The organism is Campylobacter sp. RM9328 (assembly GCF_012978615.1).
On record NZ_LIWF01000050.1, the window covers coordinates 1 to 964 of the forward strand.

The 964-nt window shown below is 35.1% G+C and carries 2 protein-coding genes; both read right to left on the reverse strand.

The window, feature by feature from the left end; genetic code table 11:
- A partial coding sequence (locus CCAL9328_RS10590; protein ID WP_170000630.1) for a hypothetical protein occupies positions 1-758 on the reverse strand: 758 nt, incomplete at its 3' end.
- Positions 745-912, reverse strand: a complete 168-nt coding sequence (locus CCAL9328_RS10595) for a hypothetical protein (RefSeq protein WP_170000631.1) — start codon at positions 910-912, stop codon at positions 745-747. The genes CCAL9328_RS10590 and CCAL9328_RS10595, both read right to left, overlap by 14 nt.
- Positions 913-964 lie beyond the last annotated feature (52 nt).

Sequence of the window (964 nt, forward strand, 5' to 3'; positions counted from 1 at the left end):
CCTACATTTTTGCTTTTACCGTTTAAATAGCCAAGTCCATTGAGCATACTCATGAACTGCTCGCTTAGACCCGTGATATTACCTGCACTATCGGTCACCCACATAAAATTAGCGATTTCATTGAGTTTATCGATGTCGATATCAGCAGAACCGCCAGTCATTTTACGAATTATCTCTTTATCTTGCGGGGTGAATTTAGACGTAAGAAGCTTAAAAAGTAAGGTTTGATTAAAACTATCAACCTTTGCTTTTGCGTAAGCTAATTGTTGGTCTTTGACATGAAGCAAGTGTTCTTTCTGCCCCAAAACAACATTAGATTGTTGAAAATAATCACTTTCAGACCGTTTACGAGTAAAAAGAGCGTTAGAACCCGTAGTAACGACCTGGGCGTAGCCAACTCTAGCTTCAGTTGAAACGCCAAGAACATTTGCAAGCATACCGACCTTAACACCTTTTTTAAATTTATTAAAAAGACCCTTTGTAACTCTAGTAAAAGGAGTTAAAATAGCAACAATCAAAGCATAAGCAGTATCGGTAATAAAATGAAGAGCTTGCTCTTGCTTTTGAATATAAAGCATTAAAGCCGAGCTAAACATAATTGTAATACCCGAGTTTATAGCGTCTTTTAAAATCCCGTCATCCATGCCGTTGGCTTTTAACCTAGTTAAAACCTCGTTATAAGCGACGTTATAAGTAAGATCTTCAAACATCTCATCGATACCAAGTTTTAAAACACGACTTGCGTTACTTTCTGCCATTGTTTAACCCTTGCTCTTGTAAAATTTTATCTTGCTCTTGCATAAATTCCCTAGCAACATCACTTGAATAAGGAATATTCCACAAAAAATAGAAAAAATACATAAATAAAAAAACAACAATTACGTTCATAAATAAAGCAAAATTAAAACGCATAGTATCCTCCTTTTAAGTATATTCTTTAGCAATTTCACTAGAATAAGGAACC

Excerpts from the sequence above, each read along its gene's own strand:
- CCAL9328_RS10595 (WP_170000631.1), bottom strand. The coding sequence starts at position 912 with ATGCGTTTTAATTTTGCTTTATTTATGAACGTAATTGTTGTTTTTTTA.